This is a genomic window from Amphritea sp. (assembly GCF_016744155.1).
GTDB lineage: Bacteria > Pseudomonadota > Gammaproteobacteria > Pseudomonadales > Balneatricaceae > Amphritea.
In genome coordinates, this window is sequence record NZ_JADGEW010000018.1 from 46,734 (window position 1) to 71,279 (window position 24,546).

Here is a 24,546-nt window from a genome sequence, read left to right on the forward strand (position 1 = left end):
CAATGGCAAAAAAGAGAGGGGCAGCTTCATCCCGTTCCCAAAAGAGTCGAAAAACGCAGCCGAAAAAGCCGTCATGGAAGCTGCGTTTATTTAAATTACTGCTTAAGTTAACACTCGTTGTCCTGGTAGTTGCCGGGGCTGGATTGGTCTATCTTGATGCTCAGGTGAAAGCAAAATTTGAGGGTAAGCGCTGGGCGTTACCCGCCAAAGTCTATGCCCGTCCGCTTGAACTCTTTCCGGGGCAGAACCTCAGTCGTGAAGATCTGAAAATTGAGCTGAAAGGGCTGGGTTATCAATTCACCGCCCGGGCCACGCAACCCGGTAGTGCTGAATGGGCCAGCACCCGAGCGCGGGTCTACACCCGCGGCTTTGATTTTCCCGATGGCCCTGAAGATGCGCGTAAACTGTTGATAGAGTTCAGCGGTGAGCATCTGAGTGCTATTCGTGATGGATCTGGCAGATCACTGTCGCTGGCACGGCTAGAGCCGGCACTGATTGGAGGAATATATCCTAGAGACAATGAAGACCGGGATCTGATTCAGTTATCTGAGGCGCCACCGTATCTGGTTGATGCGCTTATAGCGATTGAAGACCGCAGCTATTACAGCCACTACGGCGTCTCTCCCCGGGGAATCGCCCGGGCGATGGTTGCCAATGTTAAGGCGAAACGATTTGTTCAGGGGGGGAGTACCCTGACCCAGCAGCTGATTAAGAATTTCTATCTTAGTTCTGAGCGCTCGCTGAGCCGAAAGCTGGCAGAGATTCCGATGGCGATGCTGCTAGACCTGCACTACAGCAAAGACGAAATTCTTGAGGCCTACCTGAATGAGGTTTATCTGGGGCAGGAGGGTGCCCGGGCGATCCATGGTTTTGGTCTGGCCAGTCAGTATTTCTTTGCCCAGCCGATCCGGGAACTAAAGCTACATCAGGTCGCCTTATTGGCCGCGATGGTCAAAGGGCCCTCTTATTATGATCCGCGGCGGCATCCGCAGCGCGCGACCAAACGTCGTAATCTGGTGCTTAAGGTGCTGGAGGAACAAGGCAACATCACCATGGCAGAGCGGCTGAAAGCTGAGAAGCAGTCTCTGAGTGTGGTGAAGCAACAAAGTCTGCTGAAAGGCGCGTATCCTGCCTATATGGACCTGGTAAAGCGTCAGTTGCGGGAAGAATATCCGGAAGAAGCTCTTAACAGTGAAGGGTTGCGGGTGTTTACCACACTGGACCCTATCGCGCAGATTCGCGCTGAGCGTAGTCTGGTAGAGGTGGTTGGCAAACTGCAGAAGCGCCATGGCCAACCGGTCAAAGAGTTAGAAGGCAGTATCGTGGTAAGTAACCCGCTGAGTGGTGAGGTGCTGGCTATTGTCGGTGGGCGGAATACCCGTTATCAGGGCTTTAACCGTGCTCTGGATGCCAGGCGCCCGGTGGGCTCGTTGATTAAACCCGCCGTTTACCTGGCCGCGTTAGAGGAGGGGTATACGCTCTCCTCGATTATCGAAGATGAGCCTATCAAGGTGAAACTGGCTAATGGTGATGTCTGGCAACCTAAAAACTATGGTCGCAGCAGTCATGGTCTGGTGCCGTTGCATAGTGCGCTAGCGCACTCATACAATCAGTCAACTGCCCGTTTGGGGCTTGAGATTGGTACGGATAAAGTGGTCGATATGCTTAAGCGATTGGGGCTGCAGCGCGATGTTAAGGAGTATCCGTCGATGCTGCTTGGGTCAACTGCTCTGTCACCACTGGAAGTTGCACAGTTGTATCAGACCATCGCCGGAAATGGCTTTCAGGTACCGATGCGGGCGATACGCATGGTCACCGATAGTCACAATGAGGAGCTGTCCCGTTATCCGTTTAGTATTATGCAGACAGTAGCAGATGGCCCGGTGCATCTGATTCAATATGCCCTGCAGGAGGTTGTGACTGAAGGGACAGCCCGTTCCGTATATAGTCGTTTACCACGGGATCTGACAGTGGCGGGTAAGACCGGCACCACAAATGATCAGCGCGATAGCTGGTTTGCAGGCTTTGCCGGTGACCGGCTGGCGGTGGTCTGGCTGGGGCTGGATAATAACAAGCCTCTACCTCTGACTGGAAGTAGTGGTGCTTTACGGGTGTGGACTGAGTTTATGAAGCAATCACGCCCACAGCCATTTATGGCGGAAAGACCTGCAGATATCGAGTATCATTGGGTTGAAGATGCCACCGGACTTTTGTCTGGAGAGGGCTGTGAAGGTGCCCGACAATTACCCTTTATCAAGGGTTCAGAGCCCCAGGAGTCATCCGGTTGTGGTGATACTATCGTTAGCAATCCGCTTGATTTGTTCAAGCGCTGGTTCAGATCGGAATAATACAGATGAATAAAGTTATCAGTACAGGCCTGGGGTTAGTGTTTACCTCATTGCTGAGTGGTTGTATCGGCGGTAATGCCAACCTGAGCCCAACGGTGGAAGATCGTTCTGTTTCCGGGGGCGAGGTGGTGATTGATCGCAATGCCAATTCTGGAACCGCAATTGCTACCCCGGTAGAGACCGGTCAGGGATTTACCGTGGTAACCACTGAAGTGGCTGCGCCAAAGCCGGTAACTCAACGAAATCCTGCGGTGATTGCGTTGTTAGACGGTGCTCGTCAGCAGCAGAAACAGGGCGAGTACCGCTCTGCGCAAAGCAGTCTTGAACGCGCCCAGCGAATTGCCCCCCGTGACCCACAGGTTTATCTGCAATTGGCGGATCTGCGTCGTCAGCAGGGCCAGTATTTACAGGCCGAACAACTGGCACTTAAAGGTCTGACGTTAGCCAGAGGACGTTCTGCAATGGAACGTAAACTGTGGTTCCTGATCGCCGATATTCGTAGCGATGGTGGTGATCACCAAGGCGCGGCGGATGCTCGGTCCAAAGCCAACTTAATCTAAACCTTAAGGGGTTTAGATCGGCTGCGTATGCCTGTCGGGTGCGCAGCTAGCTACGGGTAAGGGCACCGCTTACTACAGGGATGAAAATGTTGGCCGCTGATGGCTTTGGCTAACCCGATTATTCCCAGCAGTACAAAGCCGGTATGGATTACTATTATATAGAGCAGAGCCATAGTGATACCTGCGGGACTATCATGGAGTAACAGCCAAAGCGGCAGCCCACCCCCGACCAGTAGTGCCAATCCCCACCCACTCAGTAAAACCGCCTGATACAGATGGCAATTCCCCAGCAGATCGGGTGTTTTTTGTCGTCTTAAAAAAAGCCCGATCAGAATTAAAAACGCGAGCCCAGGCAGGAACAGCAGGTTCAATAGATAAAGACCCTGGGCAGCGATGGCCAGATTAGATTGCTTCTTTTTGAGGTTCTTGATGTTTTTCATCCTTATACCGGAACAAAACCAACAGTTTTAATCAAGTATTTTTCGATTATTGATTATGGTCAAGGCTGGGAACGGGTGACCTGAGACAATACCGGCAACCTAGTACTATTGTCGCATGGTCAAAGAGTTTTAGCTCTTTGAAAAAGGTTCGGAGATACCTAATGAATCAAACATTTACCAAGTCGATGGCCAGAAATATCTTCTACGGCGGGAGTCTTTTTTTCCTGCTGATGTTGATTGGTTTGACCACGCATACCGTGACGGTGCTCCCAGATCGGGATAACCGTCAGAATATTACACCAGAGGTCGCTCTGGGTAAGAAAGTCTGGGAAGACAACAACTGTATCGGTTGCCATACGCTGCTGGGCGAGGGTGCATACTTTGCTCCTGAGCTGGGTAATGTATACGAGCGTTTTGGTCGCAGTAAAGAGGCGATTAAAGGGTTCATTAAGAGTCGACCTGTTGATGGCATTCCTGGACGTCGTAGCATGCCTCAGTTCAACTTGAGTGAGGAAGAGCTGGACGCTATTGCAGAATTCCTGAAGTACTCTTCAGAAATTGATACTAACAACTGGCCGCCAAATATTCAGGGCTAAGGGGCAATCATGAAGTATTCATCACAGTCGGTTGCCAAACCGTATTTTATTGCGGCAATTGGCCTATTTGTCGGACAGATTCTGTTCGGTATCATTATGGGATTACAGTACGTAGTAGGGGACTTTTTATTCCCTGAGGTCCCGTTTAACGTTGCTCGTATGGTGCATACGAATCTACTGATCGTATGGCTGTTGTTTGGCTTTATGGGTGCCGCATATTTTATGGTGCCCGAAGAGTCAGAGACCGAGCTTTTCTCGCCTAAGCTGGCGATAATATTGTTCTGGGTATTCCTGGTTGCCGGTGCGCTGACGATTGTTGGTTATCTGGCCGTACCTTATGCGACCCTGGCAAGAATCACCGGTAATGATCTGTTACCGACCATGGGACGAGAGTTCCTTGAACAGCCGACTATTACCAAGATAGGTATAGTGATTGTGGTGCTGGGCTTCATTTTCAATATCGGTATGACTATCCTGCGCGGTCGCAAGACAGTTATTTCCATGGTGTTGCTGATGGGTCTGGTTGGTCTGGCGGTGTTCTTCCTGTTCTCTTTCTACAATCCTACTAATTTGGTGCTGGACAAGATGTTCTGGTGGTGGGTTGTACATCTTTGGGTAGAGGGCGTTTGGGAACTGATTCTGGGCTCAATTCTAGCCTTTACGTTGATTAAGATTACCGGGGTAGACCGTGAAGTAATCGAAAAATGGCTGTATGTCATTATCGCTATGGCGTTGATTACGGGTCTGTTGGGTACTGGTCACCACTACTTCTTCATTGGTACGCCGGATTACTGGTTGTGGATTGGCTCTGTGTTCTCTGCAATGGAACCCATACCGTTCTTCATGATGACGCTGTTTGCTTTCAATATGGTAAACAAACGTCGCCGTCAGCATCCTAACCGTGCCGCTACACTCTGGGTACTAGGTACTGGTGTAATGGCCTTCCTGGGTGCGGGTGTATGGGGCTTCCTGCACACTCTGGCTCCGGTTAACTACTACACTCACGGTTCTCAGATCACTGCAGCGCATGGGCATATGGCGTTCTACGGTGCATACGTAATGATTGTGCTGACCATGATCTCTTACGCTATGCCTATTCTGAATGGTCGTGATGCCGCGAACAGTAATAAGTCTCAGGTTGTGGAGATGTGGGGTTTCTGGTTGATGACTATTTCGATGGTATTCATCACCCTGTTCCTGACAGGTGCCGGTATCCTGCAGGTATATCTGCAACGTTATAGTGAAACGCCGCAGGCATTCATGGTGGTGCAGGATCAGCTTACAATGTTTTATTGGATGCGAGAAGCTGCTGGCTTGGTCTTCCTGACCGGTCTGTTCACCTATATCGCAAGCTTCTTCGTTAAAGGTGATGAAGCACGTCTGACTCCAGCTGAAAACGTAGTTTCCAGCTAATCCGACACAGCAGCCCCCGCCGTCAGGTGGGGGCTATATCGGGTCTTTGTAATGCTTCAACCTCAACAGTTCTATCGTAATTTAAGCCGTACCGCTTTTTTCCTTCTGTTTCTGATTGCTCCGGTAACTAACCTGTTTCGCTATGACCTGACTGAAGGGCACTTTATTCTGTTTGGACAGTCATTGGGATTAGGTATTGATCAGGCTATCGCGGGAGTTGCGGGTACGGATGCCGCTTTTCAGATCCTGATACGGGTGTTGCTGCCGATCGTCATACTGGTTGCTGCCGGAATCTGGATAGCTGCTAAGTATGGTCGTCTTTATTGTGGCTGGTTATGCCCACATTTCTCAGTGGTAGAATTGATCAACGGGCAGATGCAGAAGCTTATTGGTCGGCCAACTATCTGGGAAAAGGGGAGTAAACCCCATAGTGCGGCAGCCTGGCTGATGCTGATCTGTAGCAGTACGTTGATGGCGCTGGTTTGGTCGGTGGGTTTACTCGGTTATCTGGTACCACCATTGGAACTGTATCAGGACTTGCTTCATTGGCAGCTAGGCGGTGGCAGAGCCTTGTTTGTCAGCGTTGCGACATTGGTGTTTTTGAGCGATTTCCTGTTTGCTCGTCACCTGTTCTGCAAGTTTGGTTGTGCCCTGGGGGTGATGCAGAGCCTGCTCTGGATGGCTAATCCTAAGGCGCTGATGGTGAGTTTTGACAGTAAGCGGGCAGATCTGTGTAAAGATTGTAACAGCGCCTGCGATGCAGCCTGTCCAATGCGCTTGCCGGCGCGTGGAATCAAGCGTCGAAAGTTTACCTGTACACAATGCAGCGAATGTATTCATGCCTGCAATGAGGTTCAGAAAGATAACCCCGACGGTGGATTATTACACTGGACTCCTGGAGATCAGTATCGGGACCCGGACAAGGATCGGATGATTCCAGCAATCAATATTCAAAGCCACAAAAAAGAGGACGATGATGAACGCCGTTGAAATACCGCCGTCCGTAACGCTGGAAAAAGAGATGCCGGGCGATTTTGCAGTCTGGTTGTTTATTATGGCGGAACTCAGTGTGTTTGCGCTGCTGTTTATCCTCTATGCCATCACCCGGGCGCGCTTCCCTGATATGTTTTCCGAGGGCCAAGCGAATATCAATATCAATGCTGGGCTGGGTAATACTCTGGCGTTGCTGACCAGTAGTTATTTTGTGGTGGCGGCACAGCAGGCCCTGCTCAGGAATCTACCGAAAAGAACGGTATTGAATATTGTTCTGGCGCTGCTGAGTGGTTGTGTTTACTTGACGATAAAAGGCTATGAGTATCTGCATGTTGCCGAGCTTGGCTTTGGCCTGAGCAGTAATGATTTCTACTTTTTTTACTTCGGTCTTACTGCGTTTCATATGTTCCATGTGATTCTGGGGATGCTGGTGCTGATAGTCCTGGCGGTTAAAGTTGCCAAGGGTAGTTATCATGCTGAGCGCATGAATGAGTTTGAAAGTGGTGCTTGCTATTGGCATATGGTGGATCTTCTATGGTTGATCCTGTTTCCATTGATTTATGTGCTGCACGGCTGAGGTTAGATGATGAGTAGGGTTTTCAAATCAAAATTTGCCGGGCTGAAATTAATCCTGTTGTGGTTGCTATTGTTAATATTAACCATGGCTACCGCCCTGATGGCTGAGCCCTATACTGTGACTATTGGGCTGGTGGCGATTGTGCTATTGGTTACGGTGGTTAAAGCAAAAATACTAGTGGATTCATTTATGGGGCTGAGAAATGCTCCACTTTTTTGGCGAGTCATGTTACTGGCGTACGCACCTGTGCTGGGGGTGATCATCACCCTGACCTACGCCTTTTGAAGAATGATAGGAGTTAGAGTATGAGTGCTGTTACTCAGCTGGATAAGAAAGAGGAATTACCGTTCTACGAACCTCAGGGTGATGAGATCGAACTCTTTATGCATGCCTATGAGCATAAATTGCCGGTATTGATCAAAGGGCCGACCGGCTGCGGTAAAACCCGCTTTATTAGCCATATGGCGGAGAAACTGAATCTGCCGCTCTACACCGTGGCCTGTCATGATGATCTGAGTGCTTCTGACCTGGTCGGACGTCATTTGATTGGTGATGGCGCGACCGTATGGAGTGATGGTCCCTTAACCCGGGCCGTGCGAGAAGGCGGTATCTGTTATCTGGATGAAGTGGTCGAAGCGCGCAAAGATACGACGGTGGTGATTCACCCGCTTACCGATGACCGGCGAATCCTGCCGATCGACCGGACCGGTGAAATCCTGCATGCCCCAGACAACTTCATGCTGGTGGTCTCATATAACCCGGGCTATCAGAATTTGCTGAAAGGGATGAAGCCTAGTACCCGCCAGCGTTTTCTGTCGATGAGCTTTGATTACCTGCCGGCCCCGGCCGAAGTTGAAGTGCTAATCAACGAGACCAACGTGGATAAAGCGATGGCCCAGCGTCTGGTAGTGTTGGCAAATACCCTTAGAGAACTGAAAGATCAGGATCTCGAAGAGGGCGCCAGTACTCGTCTGCTGGTATACACAGCTACTTTGATTAATACCGGCTTCGATCCGGTTAAGGCTTGTCGGGCAGGCATGATCGAGCCGCTGACGGATGATCCGGATATCGTTGCCGGGCTGATGGAGCTGGTACAAGCTGCCTTTGGCAGCGCGGAAGCCTAAGTCTCTAAGCGATAGGGCCCTTTAAGATTAAAGGCCCTGTCACCGGAGAGGTTAATGAATCAGTTGTTGGAGTAGCCCCCGATGGAAGAGCAGGTAGGTCAGATATGGGACCGCTTAATTACCCGTGTCGCAAAGCAAGGCTACGCGAAAGCAGCGGTGACCCTGGATCAGGTTAAGGGCCCACTGGGTGTGTTTTTCCGAGCGCTGGGGGGCGATAGTGCGCTGCGTGTCACTGCGACAACAGCGACCCTGCATAAAGCGCGTAGAAACTGGCTGCAGCGGGTTGCGGGTAGTGGGCGTAAGGTGGAGCTGGCCTGGCAAGATGAAACTTGCCTCTACTTGCCGGCTCAGCTCGACGTGTTTCCTGATCGGCAGCTTAACCGCGATCTGTATTTCTGGCTGGCAGCAATGGCCGGGGCCCGGGTTCCGGCGGAGGTCCATCAGAGTCGAAACTGGATTGTCGATAATCAGCAGCGAACCTTGCACACCCTGAGACAATTTCAGGGGCTACACCCTCGCTACCTATCACTGGTGCAGGCATATATTGCCCTGCGACCCGAGCCTGAAAGACTTAAACCTGAAGCGGCAGCGATGGAGCAAGCGATACAGCAAGCGCTGATTCAGCCAGGCTCAGTAACAGCATTGCCGGAAGCCCGCTTCGCACCTGATCCTGTAGCTTTATGGCTGCACCCTGATCCGCCGCGCAGTGCTGGACTACTCAATTCCGATGATGCTCAGGATCGCAATGCATCTAAAGGTCAGACTCGGCAAACACAGCAGCGCCGCCGCCAGGCTGAGCGAGTTGAAAAGCCAGAAGAGCAAGGTTTTACGATGGGGGTGCGCCATGAAGCCGATCTGTTTTCGTTTGCTGAGTTTAGCAAGATGGATCGGGCAACAGATGAGGAAGATAATCTGGATCAGGCTGAAAATATCGCCAATGATATCGATAAAATGTCGGTAGCCCAGGATAACACTACGGTTGCCAGTCGTATAAAATTTGATCTGGATCTGCCTTCAGAGCAGGAAGACGATATCCCTCTGAGTGAGGGGGTGTTGTATCCCGAATGGGATTTCAAAAAGGATCAGTTGTTACCCAACCAGTGCCGGATCATCCCGATGATGAGTCGTAATGCGGTCGATTGTGAACTCCCTGATCATCTGCAAAAGCCCGCCCGCCGGTTACGTCGGCAATTTGAAAGCTTATCGGCCCGCCCGCAATGGATTCGCGGACAGTATGAAGGAGATAAACTCGATCTGGATGCATACCTCGACTATCGGGGAGCAATTGCCAGCAGTGGTTCAGCCCATGCGGGAGATCCCCGGCTGTACTATCAAAAGCGTCCATTGATCCGGGATATGGCGTGCCTGTTACTAGCTGATCTGTCGCTTTCGACGGATGCCTGGGTAAACGATACCAGCCAGGTAATTGATGTAATACGGGACTCTGTACACCTGTTTGCCGAGAGTCTGCACGCCAGTGGTGACCAGTTCGCCATCCATGGTTTTTCTTCCCGCCGGCGTGAACATGTCCGGTTTAATTGTATTAAGGATTTTAACGAAAATTACGATGCCAGAGTGCGTGGCCGGATTGCGGATATCAGCCCCGGGTTTTATACCCGGATGGGTGCTGCAATCCGCCATGCGACTGACTTGCTAGGTAAGCAGCCAGCCCAGAAAAAGTTATTGCTATTGTTGACCGATGGCAAACCCAATGACCTGGATCGTTATGAAGGACGCTACGGTGTGGAAGATACCCGTAAAGCGATTCTCGAAGCCCGTAACCAAGGATTAATACCTTTCTGTATCACTATCGACGAAGAGGCAAATCAGTACCTGCCGTATCTTTTCGGACATCAAGGCTATACTTTTATTCGTCAGGCGGAGCAGTTGCCTAAGCGTTTGCCACAATTGTATATGACGCTGACGGGAAAACTGCTAGGCGGGTAAAAAAACGCGATTAGTCTGGCTGTTTAGAAAACTCAGGTTATGATGGGTCTTTTTTTAATCGGCACGGGTGAATTTGTAATGCAAGAAACCAGACTGCAGACAATTGTAGGTGATAACTTTCTGTTTTCTTCACTGACAGATAAGGCGAAGGAAAGCCTGTGTCAACATTGCCGCATTATCAAACTGAAAAATGATGAGACCCTGTTTCATCAGGGGGGCGAAGCAAATAGCTTTTATATTGTGCTGGAAGGCAATATCAAGTTATTCAGGATATCCCCCGGCGGTCAGACCAAGGTGATCGAAGTGATCAAAAAAGGCGGGGTCTTTGCCGAAGCGCTGATGTTTATGGATCTGACTCAATATCCATTGAATTCGGCTGCAATGGGGGTTTGTGAAGTACTCTCGATCCCGAATCAACTGTATAAAGACACCTTGTTAGGCGACCCTCAGTCTGCACTGAAAGTGATGGGGAATATGGCCGTTAAACTGCATCGCCGGATTAACGAAATTGAGATTCTGACGCTGCAGAATACCCGTCACCGATTGGGTAATTACCTGTTTGGTCTGGCGCCAGACCCCGCTGCAAAGCAGTGTGTAGTACAGTTGCCGATGGCAAAACAGTTGATTGCTTCCCAGTTAGGCATGCAGCCAGAAACCTTCTCCCGAATGATGAAAGAGATGAAAAATCAGGGGCTGATCGAAGTGAATGGCGCTGAAATTAAAGTGGATGATCTGCAGGGATTGAGGCAGTTTGGGCACTGAGGATAGAATAGGCTCAGAGTAATTATAAACGTTACTCTGAGCCTATTTATTCAACTAAACGGCTACTGATAAGGCAGTTCGGCTTGAGCTACTTGTTATAACTGCGACTAGGTTTTCCCTGATTTAATATATGTGGCAATTTTATCTGCATGCTGTTCTATTAGACCTCTGGCAGACCCTGTTGCTGTGGGGTTTTTTGAAATAACTTGTAACTTACCAATGATTTCATCGCTTTCAGCATCTTTTATTATTACAGTGCTTGTAATATTGTCTGATCCGGCCATAACGCCCGCAAGTGCCCTGGCAGCACCGTGGCGCATATAATAATTTGTAAATGTAATTTCAATTTTTCTACTACCTTTATCAGAAAGATTAAGCCCTAGCTGATTGAGCTTTGAATCTAACCTGGCTTCAAAAATAGCCATACCATTGGTTGTTACATTTGCCTTATCAATTATTTCATGGTCAAAGGAGTCAGAAGTTTCATATGTATAGCTTTGATCAACGGTTAGTTCTGTTCCTGCGCAACCGACCAAAAAGATAATACCTATTGCAACCACAGCATGTTTAATGTTCTTCATTATATTTCCTTAATAATTTAGAGGATAAATTTGTAGTTATAATAATTTTAAGTGCGTGCGTGCGTGCGTGCGTGCGTTTTGACACTGCAGAGACGAGGCTGGTATATCATTTGAACAGAAAGAGTCTTTCTGAAATACATCGTTTTTCATTCCCTGAAAACACGCAAGCACGGTTTGCTGTGTTGTGATGGCACGCTTTGTCGCTGGCCATATTTCCTGTCTGACAGATAATGCATCAGAGCAGGGCGATATTCCAGTAGCAAACCCTGGAAAAATTACTTTTGGTAGCGAAGGCCTGACTGACTTTTCTGATGAGAACGTCTGTCAGGCTTCCTTGTGATTAAACAGAACCGCTTGTTTAATCGCGATAGCGAAAAGCGGCAGGGTAGCAGCTAATAATAGCGGGTATAGATAGCTGTTTTCCGGCAGGCTGTTCGGCATCAGCGCACCGGGGCCAGCAATTAGCAGGGTGATAGCCATATTGATGCCGGCGAGTAGATTGGCCTTCTGTAAAGCTTTCTCTTTGGTCATCAGGGCTGCGAGTAGCATAGTGGCCGAAACGGCGACAGCGATGATCTGAGTGTAGAGTTCGCCATGTTCCATTCGGCGCAGTAACTCAAACAGGGCAAACAGGCCGATTAGCCAGCGCCCCCAGGCAGCACGCTCCCAGTGGTTGTTGCGAGTACTTACTAACATTACGGTGGCCAGCAGCGGCAAGGCTGCATAATAAGCCAGGTTAGCGAATATCCGCTGTAGGGTTTCAATATCGTTACCGGTTTGATTGAGCAGTAGCTCAGCTAACGCGGAAAGCGCGATAAAGAGGGCAGATAAAGCGCCCGCTTGCAGGGTTGCCCGGGGCGCATCCGGTAGTCGTTGCGCACTCTTTTGTAGCTGTAAAGCTGTAAAGAGTGCGCCGATTATCAGTGCGCCTAACGCGAGACTGAGCAATCGACTTACTCCGCTGCTAGCTTGGCAAATACCCGGCCAGCTGCTTCGATGGTGGCGTTGATATCGTCTTCTGTATGGGCTTGAGACATAAAGCCTGCTTCAAAGGCAGAAGGCGCCAGATAGATACCCTCTTCCAGCATGCCGTGGAAGAAACGGCCGAACTTATCCGCATCGCACTTCATCACCTGATCAAAACAAGTAACCTCTTTTTGATCAGTAAAGAACAGACCGAACATGCCGCCCACCTGATTGGTGGTGAAGGGGACGCCGTGCCGCAGCGCCATCGCTTCGAAACCCTGAGCCAGTAGCTCAGTTTTCGCGCTGAGCTGTTCGTGAAAACCTTCTTCTTCAAGGGCGTTGAGCATGGCTAAGCCTGCTGCCATGGCCAGAGGGTTACCTGACAAAGTACCTGCCTGATAGACCGGGCCTAGTGGTGCAATATACTCCATGATCTCCCGTTTACCACCGAACGCGCCTACTGGCAGTCCTCCGCCGATAACTTTGCCCAGGGTAGTCAGATCCGGGATTACGCCGTAATGCCCCTGTGCGCCGGTCAGAGAGACCCGGAAGCCGGTCATGACTTCGTCCAGAATCAGTACGGTGCCATACTCATCACAGATCTCGCGTAGCCCTTGCAAAAAGCCTGGTACCGGTGGAATGCAGTTCATGTTGCCAGCGACCGGCTCAACGATGATGCAGGCGATCTCTGAACCCGCCTCAGCAAACGCCTGACGGACATTGTCCAGATCGTTGTAGGTCAGGGTAATTGTATGTTCTGCCAGACTGGCGGGTACACCCGGGGAGCTTGGCTCACCCAACGTCAGCATGCCAGAACCGGCTTTTACCAACAGCGAGTCAGAGTGGCCGTGGTAGCAGCCTTCAAATTTAACGATTTTGTCCCGGTTGGTGTAACCGCGCGCCAGACGAATAGCGCTCATGGTCGCTTCCGTACCGGAATTAACCATCCGTACCAGATCCATACCCGGCATCATATTACAGACCTTATCGGCCATATCTATCTCAATGGCGGTGGGTGCACCGAAGCCAAGACCTGAATCCATGACGCCACGCACCGCATCCATCACAGCTGGATGCGCATGGCCCAGAATCATCGGGCCCCATGAGCCGATATAGTCGATATAGCGCTTATCATCTTCGTCAAACAGGTAGGCCGCTTCACCCCGTTTAAAGAAGATAGGCGTGCCGCCTACCCCTTTAAAGGCACGTACCGGTGAGTTAACACCACCTGGGATATGGACCTGTGCGGCCTGGAATAACGATTCTGAACGGGACATGTTGGGCTCTCTTAAATTCGTGTCGTAAACGGATCAGTTGAATAGGTTGTCAAACTGTCCGGCCTGGGCGCAAATATCATCACTGGCAAATAGACTGTGTATCGCAGCGATCATATCGGCTCCGGCGGTAATTACCTGATCAGCATTATCCATATTAATGCCTCCAATCGCTACTACCGGGATGGGTAGCGTTGATCTGGCTTCGCTGAGCAGGCTTATTGGCGCGGGGGTAGCGTCGGGCTTAGTGCTAGATGGAAAGAAAGCACCAAAGGCGACATAGTCAGCAGTTTGCTGACAGGCGTTAACAGCCAGTTCCAATGAACTATGGCAGGTGTTGCCAATAATCGCTGCAGCGCCGAGATACTTCCGGGCCTGGCTAACATTACCGTCACTCTGGCCCAAGTGAACACCATGGGCGTTACTGGCTTTGGCTAATTCAATATCATCATTGATCAGCAGTGGACGTTGAAACTGATCGCAGAGGTCTACCAGCGCGAGAGCTTGTGCCAGTCTTTGCGTTTGATTATCTGATTTATCACGGTATTGAACGATTTTGGCCCCGCCCCGCAAGGCTTGTTCGACCTGATATAGCATTGACTCTGTGGTGCGCATCAAGGCGCTATCGGTAATGGCGTAGAGGCCCTGTAGTTGAAATTCTTTCATAGGATTTCTTTTTTAGCTGCTGTTGTACTGTCTTCAGACGGCGATTACGGATTGTTTTTTTGGGTGTAAAAATGTTCCACCATATCCCGGGTAATAATACCGGCGATCTCCTTGTTGTGATGCACAATATAAAGGGCATCCAAGCGATCATGGTTCATCAGATCCAGGGCTTCTTTGAGTGTCGCCTGTATCGGCAATGGGGCGATATCTTTGCGCACCGCAGGCACCTCTGCCAGATCTATTTCAAGTGTTGGATTAAAACCATCCCGCTCACTGATTCTGTCAATAAAGAACTCAAGATCGGGGGGGAATAAAATAAACCGGGGAACCGCCTTCTTATCTTCCAGAATCATCCACTCGGGCCGCTGCTCGAGTATTTTAATAGCAGATTCGCAGTTGATTGTGGTGTTACAGCGAACATGGCTGGAGCACATTACGCTGGCAACCCCCAGTCGGGAAAGCGCCTGAGTGATAGGTTCCTGACGATAATCCAGCCCCTGGGCTTTGAGTGAAGTAAGGAAAATCGAGGGTTGTTTGAAAAAGTACCGGACCGTGGTGCTGGCGACTACGATGGCGATCATCCCCGGAAAAATGATATTGGGATTGCCGGTCAGCTCTAGTAATGCGATTAGTGCGGCCAGGGGCGCGTTTAGTACCGCTCCCATCATCGCACCCATGCCGAGCATGGCGTAAAAGCCGACGCCGGAGTTACTCTCGCCGGTGAAGTGAGCAACCAGCACGGCAAAGGCTGCTCCGGCGATGGCGCCGATATAGATGGTTGGTCCGATCAGGCCGCCGGGAAGGCCTAAACCAAGTACGATAGGTGTTAACAGCCACTTGGTGAGTAGTAGACCAAGCAGTAATGTTAGTCCGGCATTTCCCTGTAAAACTTCAGAAAGAGTGTCGTAACCCAGGCCCATCACCTGGGGGTACCAGAGTGCGACGGTACCGGTGAGTACCCCGGCGATTAGCAATTTAACGCCTAAGGATAAACCGGTTATTTTCTGGGTTAGGATCATGATGCGTATGAAACCAGCTGCCAGCAGGGCGCAGATAATCCCCAGTAAAACCACAAAGGGGATCTCTGCTAATGACTGAATCTGCAGGGCTGGAATCGTGAAAATGGATTCATCACCGTAGGTGACTCGTATTAACAGTGATGCGGTGACTGAGGCGACCAGTACCGGCGTAAAGCCGATAACGGTGTATTCCATCAGGATCACTTCCATCGCAAAAATCACCCCGGCCAATGGGGTGTTGAAGGCGGCGGAGATGGCAGCAGCGACACCACAACCGACTAATAATCGCAGGGAGTTATTGGGTAGTTTTAGCGTTTGACCTACCAGGCTGCCGCAGGCGGCCCCTAAGTGAATTGCCGGGCCTTCACGGCCAACCGACTGACCACTGATGATGGCAATAACCGCACCGAAGAACTGAACCAGCATGTTTTTGGCAGGAAGGTTACCTTGATGGTAACTGAGCCGCTCCAGTACATGTACGACACCGACTTTGCGGGTGGAGGGCAATAACTTCCAGAGTAATAAAAATATGACGATGCTTCCGGCTACCGGTAGCGCAAAACGTAACCAGAGTGGCAAGCCTTCAAAGTTTTCGCTGTTATTGTCGGGTAACCAGGTTTCCAGTGGCAGTTCGATCATCAGGCGGAACGCCAGAATCACTAACCCGGTAGCCAGTCCAGAGATTATCCCCAGTAGTACTAACTGCGGCAGAGCCTCCTGATGGGCAAGGCGGTTGCGAAAATGGGTAAATGATAGGGAGTCTTTGAACATTTATACTCTGATTCGCCTGTTTTAACGTCACTTTTATAGTGCCGCAATAGTAATGCCCTTCAAGGGTTTGTATCATACGCAGGCTGAATAGAAAACTGTAGAAACAATTGTGAGGTCAAAGTGATCAAAGTAGGTATCGTAGGCGGCACCGGTTATACCGGCGTAGAGCTGCTCAGGCTGTTGGCAAACCATTCTGGCGTATCGGTTGAGGTGATTACCTCCCGTTCTGAAGAAGGCGTGCGAATTGATGATATGTACCCGAACCTTCGAGGTCACTACGATCTGCAGTTTACCGTGCCTGATGTCGACGCGTTGTCTGAGTGTGATGCTGTATTCTTTGCGACACCTCACGGTGTGGCGATGAAGATGGCACCGGCACTGGTGGAACGGGGCGTGAAAGTGATTGATCTGGGGGCGGACTTCCGGATTAAAGATCTGGAACTCTGGTCTCAGTGGTACGGCATGGAACACACCAGCCCTGAGCTAGCGGCTTCAGCGGTATATGGTTTGCCGGAAGTGAATCGTGAGGCAATCAAAGGCGCGCAGATGATCGCTTGTCCGGGTTGCTATCCAACGGCTACACAGCTGGGCTTTCTGCCGCTGGTAGAAAATAGCCTGATCGATCACCGTCGCCTGATCGCTGATGTTAAGTCCGGCGTTAGTGGTGCCGGCCGTGGCGCGAATGTAGGTTCTCTACTATGCGAAAGCAGTGAAAGCATGAAAGCCTACGCGGTAGCAGGTCACCGTCATCTGCCAGAGATCAAGCAGGGGTTGAGTGAAGCCGCGGGCCGTCCGGTCGGGTTGACCTTTGTGCCGCATCTGACGCCGATGATTCGGGGTATTCACGCGACTCTTTATGGCAAACTGAAAGATCCAGTTGATGGTCTGCAGGAACTGTTCGAGGCCCGTTATGCCAACGAGCCGTTTGTTGATGTGATGCCTGCCGGCAGCCTGCCGGAAACCCGCAGTGTGAAAGGCGCCAATATGTGCCGAATCAGCGTGTTTCGTCCACAAAATGACGATACGGTAGTAGTTCTATCCGTTATTGATAATCTGGTGAAAGGCGCAGCAGGACAAGCGATTCAGAATCTGAATATTATGTTTGGGCTGGATGAGGCCGAAGGGCTGCGTCATGTCGGAATGATGCCATAAGAGAGTGTTATCAATACTTGACTAAATTGCTTGGTTAAATAGATAATACGCTATTGGTATGTATGAGAGATGTAGGTGGAACAGATATGACAGAGACGACTGACCAGCAGCTAACGATGGTTTTTTCCGATTCGGCAGCGGCTAAGGTAAAAACTCTGATCGAAGAGGACCAGAACGATAACCTAAAACTGCGGGTATATATTACCGGTGGGGGTTGTGCGGGCTTCTCTTATGGCTTCACCTTTGATGAGGCGGTCGCAGATGATGATACGCTGTTCGAGAATGATGGCGTGAATATGGTGGTCGATCCGATGAGTTACCAGTATCTGGTAGGCTCAGTGGTGGATTATAAAGAGGGGTTGCAGGGTTCACAGTTTGTGATCAACAATCCCAATGCTACTACGACTTGTGGTTGTGGCTCTTCATTTTCAATCTAATTAGAAACTATTGCGACTTGGCTATAGGGCGTTAAAAATTTCATCAAAATGCTCATTTACAACTGTAATACCACAGGGGCACAATGACTGCGCTTTTTCACAAATTTTTGCCTTCTCTAGCCTACGCTTATTACGTTTTTACAATATTTTAAAAGCCAGCTATATGCTGGCTTTTTTGTGCCTGCTGTTTGGTATGACTACTGGCCCCAGTATATGGCGCCTAGTGGTCTGAAACCTTTAGCGCCGGTAACCTGGGGAACGTTTCCGCTTTCTCGGTTAAGGCTGCGATAGGCGAGCCAGGCAAAGGCGGCCGCTTCTACCCAGTCCGGGTCGAGTCCCAGTTCTGAGGTATCACCCAGATAATGGGGTTGAAGCAAAGAGATCAGCCGGGCTCTTAGTTGACGGTTGTGACTGCCGCCGCCGCAGAGGTAAATCTGCAGATCATCCAACTGATGAGAGTTGATAGCATCGGCGATGGTAATGGCAGTAAGTTCCAGCAGAGTTGCCTGTACATCTTCCGGCTGTGGTTCGCTGGTCAGTGAGCTGAGTATCTGTTCAATCCAGTGGCTATTAAACTGCTCCCGGCCGGTGCTTTTGGGAGGAACTTCACTGAAAAAGGGTAGCGCGAGCAGTTTGTTCAGCAATTCAGGAACAGCCTTGCCGCTGTTCGCCCACCTGCCGTCTGCATCGTAGCTTTTCTGCAGATGTCGTTGTATCCAACTATCCATCAGCACATTGCCCGGGCCGGTATCGTAGCCAAGTATCGGTTTTGTCGGGTCTGCTTCAAGGATTGTCAGGTTGGCCATACCACCAATATTGACCAATATTCGATTCTTGTCGGTGTGGCGGAAAAGGGCATTGTGAAATGCTGGTACCAGCGGCGCACCCTGACCACCGGCGGCCATGTCCCGACGACGGAAATCGGCCACCGTGGTAATGCCAGTGAGTTCTGCAACGCTGTTTGGGTCGCCAATCTGGAGTGTGAACTGTGCGTCTGGGCGATGGCGAATAGTTTGCCCGTGGCTGCCGATGGCATCGATCTGATCAGGGTTAAGGCTATGATACTTAATTAGCTTATTGGCTGCTGAAGCAAATAGTTCGCCCAGCTCAAGATCAAGGCGTCCCAGTTGTTCTATTTCGTTATCGCCGGGGGTAAACAACGCCCGGATTTTGTCATCGATTACCTGGGGAATGGGTTCGCTATGAAAAGCTATTAGTTCAAAGCTTGGCTTGAATCGGACCGCGACGGCGTCAATACTGTCGAGGCTGGTACCGGACATCAAGCCAATATAGATTTGAGCGCTCATTAACTTCCCTTGCTAACGTTCTTGAATCTCTCAGTTGGAGGCAGAAGCCAGCTGAGTAGCTTTGAACTGTTCCAGCTGAGCCAATGATTCTTTAGCGGCAGCGAAGAAGTTCTCTTTTTCTGCTTTGGCTATTGGTGCGGCGTGAGGCAGTTTAACCGTTTGTGGGTTTTTATGAACACCATTGAGACGGAATTCATAATGTAGGTGTGGACCGGAAGCGAGCCCCGTCTGACCAACATAGCCGATCACATCACCTTGCTGGACGCGGCTGCCAGTTTTCTGGCCTCTGCGGTAATTGTTCATGTGGCCGTACAGCGTCGTGATATTGCCACCGTGTTGCACAATGACAGCTTTGCCGTAGCCACCTTTAGTGCCCCGCCAGATAATTTTGCCATCGCCAGCTGCTTTAATAGGGGTGCCGGTACGGGCGGCATAATCGGTGCCTTTATGGGCGCGGGTCAGCCCCAGAACCGGGTGCTTGCGGCGATTTTTAAAGCTGGAGCTGATCCGGGCAAAACTCACCGGACTGCGCAGGAACGCTTTGCGCATACTGTCACCTTCAGGGGTGTAGTAGCTGCTGTCACCCTGGCTGTCGGTATAGCGTACGGCGGTATAGGTTTCGCCCCGGTTGATAAACTGGGCTGAGAGAATGTTGCCTTCGCCGATTAGTTTGCCATCGAGATATTTCTCTTCATATACTAAGTTGAAACGGTCACCCTGACGCAGGTCCAGTACAAAATCGATGTCCCAACCAAAAACAGCGGCCAGCTCCATAATCATTTTATCGGATAAGCCGGCCTGAGATGCATCGTAGAATAGGGAGTTATCGATGCTACCCTCGGCGAAGCGTGGAGAAATATCCGGTTGCTTCGTTATGTTTTCTACGTCGTATCCCTGGTCCGTTGCTGTGACCAGAGAGCTTTCCAGCTGGTTGCGGATATGCTGTAGCTTTTTAAACTGACCCTTTTCGATTACAAAGCGGATGGTCTGACCCGGATAGATCCGTTTGAGCGTGTCGGTGCCTTTTACCGCATCACTGACCAGAAATGCATCCCGATTGGTGAGTCCGGCGCGTTTGAAGATAGAGGTCAGAGTATCGCCGCTACGAACTTTGAAGTCCTGCCACGTTTCGGTGATCTCTGGCGCAGCCTGTGGTTGGGTCTGCTGCTCAGTCTTCAATGGCGCTTGTTCTGGTTGTTTTACAGATTCAGTGATGGACTGCTTGGCAGCTCCGGGCTGGGTGGGTAGCAGCATCGCAATCTGGTTACGATTGGCTGTCGCAACAACGCTTTGCCCCGTTGTTCCAGTCTCGGGAAGTACTGAAGCGGGCAGATCTGAGGATGGCATAAGCATCGAAGTCAGACCGACAATGACGCAGCAGATAGCTACCGCTATCAGATGAGTCGCTGGAAGATGCTGTTTTAACCGTTCAATCAGAACCACGGCTTGTTACCTCAGTAATACTAAAAATTCTCAGGATTATACCGGAAGCTGTCACAGAATCTAAATATTCACTCGTTATCGGCGTAAATCGCTGCATATTGAGGGATAAGTCAATAAAAGTACGCTGTCTGGAGACAAAACTGTCTTCAGGTAGGGCCATGTTTTTCAGTGAGTCGATTTTAATGGGTCGTTTATATGCAGTGATTTTTATGAAGAGGCTGTTGATAAGTGACTTTTATGAGGCGGTATTGTGCTGCAGGTTGTAAGTAAACGTTTGCATCATAGGTTTGTGGGATTAAAGGCGTAAGGGTAGAATACGGCCCCAAACTATTTATGACTTAACTTACTACATACAGATGAAAGGTTGTTAGAAGGCAATGACAGACAAAACACTGCTACAGGATCTCAATGCGCGCGGACTGATCGCGCAGATGACCAGCGAAGACGAGCTGGAACAACACCTGGCTGAAGGTTCTGTCACCCTTTATTGTGGCTTCGACCCCACCGCTGACAGCCTGCATATCGGTTCACTGGTGCCACTGCTGGCACTGAAGCGCTTTCAGCAAGCTGGCCATAAGCCGTTGGCTTTGGTGGGCGGTGCAACCGGCCTGATCGGCGATCCAAGCTTCAAGGCTCAGGAACGCAAACTCAATGATGACAGCACTGTTGCCAACTGGGTGGAAAAACTCAAAGGTCAGGTAAGCCAGTTTATCGATTTTGACAGCGGTGATAACAGCGCGGAAGTGGTAAATAACCTGGACTGGACCCGTGATCTGGATGTGCTGACATTCCTGCGGGATGTCGGTAAGCACTTCTCTGTGAATCAGATGATCGCTAAAGAGTCGGTAAAGCAGCGTATCGACCGTGAAGGTGAGGGTATCTCCTTTACTGAGTTTACCTATATGATTCTGCAATCATTCGACTACCAGCAGCTGAACGCTAGTCATAATTGTACGCTGCAGATCGGTGGATCTGACCAGTGGGGTAATATTACCGGCGGTACTGAGCTGACTCGCCGCATGAATGGGAATAAAGCCTTTGGTCTGACGTTGCCACTGATTACTAAGTCTGATGGTACTAAGTTTGGTAAGACCGAATCCGGAACTATCTGGTTGTCACCTAACAAGACTTCCCCTTACGCTTTTTACCAGTTCTGGCTGCAAACCTCGGATGCTGATGCTTACGGGTTTCTGAAATACTTTACCTTCCTCTCGGTTGAAGAGATTGATGCGTTAGAAAAGGCCGATGCTGCACGTGACGGACGTCCTGAGGCTCAGTCCGTACTGGCCCGTGAAGTGACCCGTCTGGTGCACGGTGAAGAAGGTTTAACGGCGGCGATGCGGATTACTGAGGCGCTGTTCAGTGGCAATCTGTCCGATCTGAGCGAAGCAGACTTTGAACAGCTGCAACTGGATGGATTACCATCATCAAGCCTGGCAGATGCCGACCTGGCTGAAACGCCACTGACGACTCTGTTGAGTGAAGCCGGTATGGCAAACTCGGGTAAGCAGATAAAAGATGCTCTTCAGCGTAATGCGGTAATCGTAAACGGCGTTGAGAAGGGTATGGGTGACAATATGAAAGCGGCAGAAGTCTTTGCTTCAGAGCATGGCACTTATGGACGTTTCTTCTTAGTTAAGCTGGGTAAGAAAAAGCATCACTTGTTTGTGATCTGATTCAGGCCTTTCTCGGCATAAAAAAACGCGCGGCCTTCTCTTTTTAAAGAATAGGGTCGCGCGTTTTTTTGTGGGATTTAGTTGGCTTAGTAAAGCGCCTGCTCGTCTCGCACCAGATCTTTCAACATCTCCAGAAACAGGGTGTCCGCTTCGCTGTGCTCTACGGGTATTTTAACGCTGGTGGTGGCGGATAACTCATCGGCAATTTTCACATTGGCGTGCTCATCCTGCAGATGCTTACGCGCTATTTCCATAGCAACCGCACAGATTTCTGGTTCCTCGAATATTTTGCGTAACACCGAAACTAGCTCATCTATGGCTCGTTCCTTGTTTTTTATTGTGGCAGTGCTCATGCAACGATCTCCGACTGAAAATGACAAATACTTTGGATTCACTATAGCACTGTCATAACCGTATCTGCAGCTATAGGTTTCAGGATGCGGGAAATTTAGTTTTATCGCTGATCATCCCTTGAACAATGGCTGTGCTGCTGGCAGAATACACCCACAATTTAGTGTTTCTGCGTTAAGTAGGTTACCCCGAAGCAGAAACCTGATAAGCACACCCAGCTTATTTTCCCGGGTTTACAGTGTGTACCCACACTTAATCACCGGATGAAGAGTTGCTTTTGCCTTTCTCTGACCGTACCGGTCACCTATGCAAAAGCCTGCTGGAGGTTGTTTTGTTCCCCGGTAGGCGATTCATAACATCCTCCAGTATCAGAATTTTTAGACATGCCAATGGTTGGCGTGTGATTTGAGGATACTATTGTGGAACAACTTTCAGGCGGCGAAATGGTAATTCGCGCCCTTAAAGATGAGGGTGTGAAACACATCTACGGTTATCCCGGTGGAGCACTGCTGCATATTTATGATGCACTGTTTCGGCAGGAAGATGTACAACACGTTCTGGTTCGCCATGAGCAAGCTGCGACCCATATGGCTGATGCCTATGCCCGTGCAACCGGTAAAGCCGGCGTCGCGCTGGTGACTTCTGGTCCGGGTGCTACTAATGCCGTGACCGGTATTGCTACAGCTTATATGGATTCTATTCCGATGGTTGTTATTACCGGCCAGGTAATGAGCTTTCTGATCGGCGAAGATGCGTTCCAGGAAACCGATATGATCGGTGTCTCCCGTCCAGTTGTTAAGCATAGCTTCAGTGTTCAGAATCCTGAAGATATTCCTATGATTATCAAGAAAGCCTTCCATATCGCTGAGAGTGGCCGTCCGGGCCCGGTTGTTGTTGATATCCCTAAGGATATGACAGCGCCGACTGATCGCTTTGATTATGAATATCCGAAGAGCGTTAAAATGCGCTCCTATAACCCGGTTAGCCGTGGTCATAGTGGACAGATTAAGAAAGCGATGGATATGGTATTGGATGCTAAACGTCCGGTTATCTATGCCGGTGGTGGTGTCATCATGGGTGATGCTAGTGCTGAATTGACCGAGCTGGCGCAGCTGTTGAATGTTCCTGTGACAAATACACTGATGGGCCTGGGTGGCTATCCGGGTACTGACCGTCAGTTTGTCGGTATGTTGGGAATGCATGGCAGCTACGAAGCCAATATGGCGATGCATCATGCTGACCTGATTCTGGCCGTGGGTGCGCGTTTTGATGACCGGGTAACGAACGGCGTTGATAAGTTCTGTCCTACCGCCAAAATCATCCATGTTGATATCGATCCGGCTTCTATTTCGAAAACGATCAAAGCTGATGTGCCTATTGTTGGCCCGGCTAAGCATGTTCTGCAGGAGATGACCTCTCTGGTTAAGAACAGTAAGAAGCAGCTTGAAAAAGAAGCGATTGATTCCTGGTGGCAGCAGATTGATGAATGGCGCGGCCGTCATGGTGGACGCTTCCGTACCGATGATTCTGACAAGATGAAGCCGCAGCAGGTTATTGAGATGCTGAGCAAGGTCACCGGTGGTGATGCTTATGTCTGTTCAGACGTAGGCCAGCACCAGATGTTTGCTGCACAGTACTACAAGTTTAATAAGCCGAACCGCTGGATCAACTCCGGTGGTCTGGGCACTATGGGCTTTGGCTTACCTGCAGCGATGGGCGTGAAGATGAACTTCCCCGATGAGGAAGTAGTTTGCGTTACCGGTGAAGGTAGTATTCAGATGAATATTCAGGAGCTGTCTACCATTAGCCAGTACAATATCCCTGTAAAGGTTATCTGTCTGAACAACGGGTCTCTGGGCATGGTACGTCAGTGGCAGGATATGAACTATGAGTCACGTCACTCGCAGTCTTATATGGAGTCACTGCCTGATTTCGTCAAGCTGGCAGAAGCCTACGGTCATGTGGGTATGAAAGTTGAAAAGTACGAAGATCTGGAAGCGGCGATGACTAAAGCTTTCGCCATGAAAGATCGCATGGTGTTTATGGATATTACTGTAGATCCGTTTGAGCATGTATACCCGATGCAAGTACCACGCGGCTCTATGCGTGATATGTGGCTGAGCAAGACGGAGAGAACTTGAAC

24 protein-coding genes are annotated in these 24,546 nt (G+C 50.1%); 15 read left to right on the forward strand and 9 right to left on the reverse strand.

The annotated features are described in order from the left end of the window. The first annotated feature begins 2 nt into the window (after positions 1-2). Positions 3-2,348: a penicillin-binding protein 1B gene (mrcB, locus tag QZZ54_RS13370; protein WP_290703193.1), complete on the forward strand. Its 2,346-nt coding sequence runs from the start codon at positions 3-5 to the stop codon at positions 2,346-2,348. A gap of 5 nt (positions 2,349-2,353) precedes the next feature. Next, positions 2,354-2,908, forward strand: a complete 555-nt coding sequence (locus QZZ54_RS13375) for a tetratricopeptide repeat protein (protein ID WP_290703194.1) — start codon at positions 2,354-2,356, stop codon at positions 2,906-2,908. 50 nt (positions 2,909-2,958) lie between these two features. Here the strand turns inward: QZZ54_RS13375 and QZZ54_RS13380 are convergent, their stop codons facing one another. Further along, positions 2,959-3,348, reverse strand: a complete 390-nt coding sequence (locus QZZ54_RS13380) for a hypothetical protein (RefSeq protein ID WP_290703195.1) — start codon at positions 3,346-3,348, stop codon at positions 2,959-2,961. A 161-nt stretch (positions 3,349-3,509) separates the two neighbouring features. On the opposite strand from QZZ54_RS13380, the gene QZZ54_RS13385 reads away from it, so the two are divergent. From QZZ54_RS13385 to QZZ54_RS13420, 8 genes are all read left to right on the forward strand, one after another. Continuing rightward, on the forward strand, positions 3,510-3,944 hold the full coding sequence (locus tag QZZ54_RS13385) for a cytochrome c (protein ID WP_290703196.1): 435 nt from the start codon (positions 3,510-3,512) through the stop codon (positions 3,942-3,944). Positions 3,945-3,953: 9 nt separating this feature from the next. Beyond that, positions 3,954-5,357, forward strand: a complete 1,404-nt coding sequence (locus QZZ54_RS13390; protein WP_290703197.1) for a cbb3-type cytochrome c oxidase subunit I — start codon at positions 3,954-3,956, stop codon at positions 5,355-5,357. 51 nt (positions 5,358-5,408) lie between these two features. Further along, positions 5,409-6,347, forward strand: a complete 939-nt coding sequence (locus tag QZZ54_RS13395; protein WP_290703198.1) for a 4Fe-4S binding protein — start codon at positions 5,409-5,411, stop codon at positions 6,345-6,347. After that, on the forward strand, positions 6,331-6,927 hold the full coding sequence (locus QZZ54_RS13400) for a cytochrome c oxidase subunit 3 (protein ID WP_290703199.1): 597 nt from the start codon (positions 6,331-6,333) through the stop codon (positions 6,925-6,927). The genes QZZ54_RS13395 and QZZ54_RS13400 overlap by 17 nt, the downstream gene beginning before the upstream one ends. A 6-nt stretch (positions 6,928-6,933) precedes the next feature. Next, positions 6,934-7,212 (forward strand): cytochrome C oxidase subunit IV family protein, encoded by a 279-nt coding sequence (locus QZZ54_RS13405; protein WP_290703200.1) that lies wholly within the window; start codon positions 6,934-6,936, stop codon positions 7,210-7,212. Positions 7,213-7,232: 20 nt separating this feature from the next. After that, entirely contained in the window at positions 7,233-8,051 is an 819-nt protein-coding gene (locus tag QZZ54_RS13410) for a CbbQ/NirQ/NorQ/GpvN family protein (protein WP_290703201.1), read from the forward strand. 81 nt (positions 8,052-8,132) lie between these two features. After that, entirely contained in the window at positions 8,133-9,998 is a 1,866-nt protein-coding gene (locus tag QZZ54_RS13415) for a VWA domain-containing protein (protein WP_290703202.1), read from the forward strand. Between the two features lie 78 nt (positions 9,999-10,076). Beyond that, positions 10,077-10,760, forward strand: a complete 684-nt coding sequence (locus QZZ54_RS13420; protein ID WP_290703203.1) for a Crp/Fnr family transcriptional regulator — start codon at positions 10,077-10,079, stop codon at positions 10,758-10,760. A gap of 107 nt (positions 10,761-10,867) precedes the next feature. Here QZZ54_RS13420 and QZZ54_RS13425 read toward each other — a convergent pair whose 3' ends face one another. Continuing rightward, positions 10,868-11,341: a DUF4410 domain-containing protein gene (locus QZZ54_RS13425; protein ID WP_290703204.1), complete on the reverse strand. Its 474-nt coding sequence runs from the start codon at positions 11,339-11,341 to the stop codon at positions 10,868-10,870. Positions 11,342-11,525: 184 nt separating this feature from the next. Between QZZ54_RS13425 and QZZ54_RS13430 the strand changes: the two genes are divergently transcribed. Beyond that, positions 11,526-11,681, forward strand: a complete 156-nt coding sequence (locus QZZ54_RS13430) for a hypothetical protein (protein ID WP_290703205.1) — start codon at positions 11,526-11,528, stop codon at positions 11,679-11,681. Here QZZ54_RS13430 and QZZ54_RS13435 read toward each other — a convergent pair. The 4 genes from QZZ54_RS13435 to QZZ54_RS13450 are packed head-to-tail and all read right to left on the reverse strand — an operon-like array spanning position 11,666 to position 16,037. After that, positions 11,666-12,289: a hypothetical protein gene (locus QZZ54_RS13435; protein WP_290703206.1), complete on the reverse strand. Its 624-nt coding sequence runs from the start codon at positions 12,287-12,289 to the stop codon at positions 11,666-11,668. The two genes, QZZ54_RS13430 and QZZ54_RS13435, sit on opposite strands and share 16 nt — an antisense overlap. Positions 12,290-12,294: 5 nt before the next feature. Further along, positions 12,295-13,584, reverse strand: a complete 1,290-nt coding sequence (gene hemL, locus QZZ54_RS13440) for a glutamate-1-semialdehyde 2,1-aminomutase (RefSeq protein WP_290703207.1) — start codon at positions 13,582-13,584, stop codon at positions 12,295-12,297. A 33-nt stretch (positions 13,585-13,617) separates the two neighbouring features. Further along, positions 13,618-14,247 carry a thiamine phosphate synthase gene (thiE, locus tag QZZ54_RS13445; protein WP_290703208.1) on the reverse strand — a complete coding sequence of 210 codons (630 nt, stop codon included), beginning with the start codon at positions 14,245-14,247 and terminating at the stop codon, positions 13,618-13,620. Positions 14,248-14,291: 44 nt separating this feature from the next. Further along, on the reverse strand, positions 14,292-16,037 hold the full coding sequence (locus QZZ54_RS13450; protein WP_290703209.1) for a chloride channel protein: 1,746 nt from the start codon (positions 16,035-16,037) through the stop codon (positions 14,292-14,294). Between the two features lie 120 nt (positions 16,038-16,157). Here QZZ54_RS13450 and argC point away from each other — a divergent pair, with 120 nt between their 5' ends. Together argC and erpA are read left to right on the forward strand one after the other, a co-directional pair. Beyond that, positions 16,158-17,189: an N-acetyl-gamma-glutamyl-phosphate reductase gene (argC, locus tag QZZ54_RS13455; RefSeq protein ID WP_290703210.1), complete on the forward strand. Its 1,032-nt coding sequence runs from the start codon at positions 16,158-16,160 to the stop codon at positions 17,187-17,189. A gap of 86 nt (positions 17,190-17,275) precedes the next feature. Further along, complete coding sequence (gene erpA / locus QZZ54_RS13460) at positions 17,276-17,626, forward strand: iron-sulfur cluster insertion protein ErpA (RefSeq protein ID WP_290703211.1); 351 nt, start codon at positions 17,276-17,278, stop codon at positions 17,624-17,626. Between the two features lie 197 nt (positions 17,627-17,823). Here erpA and QZZ54_RS13465 read toward each other — a convergent pair whose 3' ends face one another. Both QZZ54_RS13465 and QZZ54_RS13470 read right to left on the reverse strand, forming a co-directional pair. Continuing rightward, positions 17,824-18,933: an anhydro-N-acetylmuramic acid kinase gene (locus QZZ54_RS13465; protein WP_290703212.1), complete on the reverse strand. Its 1,110-nt coding sequence runs from the start codon at positions 18,931-18,933 to the stop codon at positions 17,824-17,826. 30 nt (positions 18,934-18,963) lie between these two features. Beyond that, positions 18,964-20,376: a peptidoglycan DD-metalloendopeptidase family protein gene (locus QZZ54_RS13470; RefSeq protein WP_290703213.1), complete on the reverse strand. Its 1,413-nt coding sequence runs from the start codon at positions 20,374-20,376 to the stop codon at positions 18,964-18,966. A gap of 377 nt (positions 20,377-20,753) precedes the next feature. Here QZZ54_RS13470 and tyrS point away from each other — a divergent pair, with 377 nt between their 5' ends. Continuing rightward, complete coding sequence (tyrS, locus tag QZZ54_RS13475; protein ID WP_290703214.1) at positions 20,754-22,052, forward strand: tyrosine--tRNA ligase; 1,299 nt, start codon at positions 20,754-20,756, stop codon at positions 22,050-22,052. Positions 22,053-22,138: 86 nt separating this feature from the next. Here tyrS and QZZ54_RS13480 read toward each other — a convergent pair whose 3' ends face one another. Continuing rightward, on the reverse strand, positions 22,139-22,405 hold the full coding sequence (locus tag QZZ54_RS13480; RefSeq protein WP_290703215.1) for a hypothetical protein: 267 nt from the start codon (positions 22,403-22,405) through the stop codon (positions 22,139-22,141). A 417-nt stretch (positions 22,406-22,822) separates the two neighbouring features. Between QZZ54_RS13480 and QZZ54_RS13485 the strand changes: the two genes are divergently transcribed. Then, positions 22,823-24,544: an acetolactate synthase 3 large subunit gene (locus QZZ54_RS13485; RefSeq protein WP_290703216.1), complete on the forward strand. Its 1,722-nt coding sequence runs from the start codon at positions 22,823-22,825 to the stop codon at positions 24,542-24,544. Positions 24,545-24,546 lie beyond the last annotated feature (2 nt).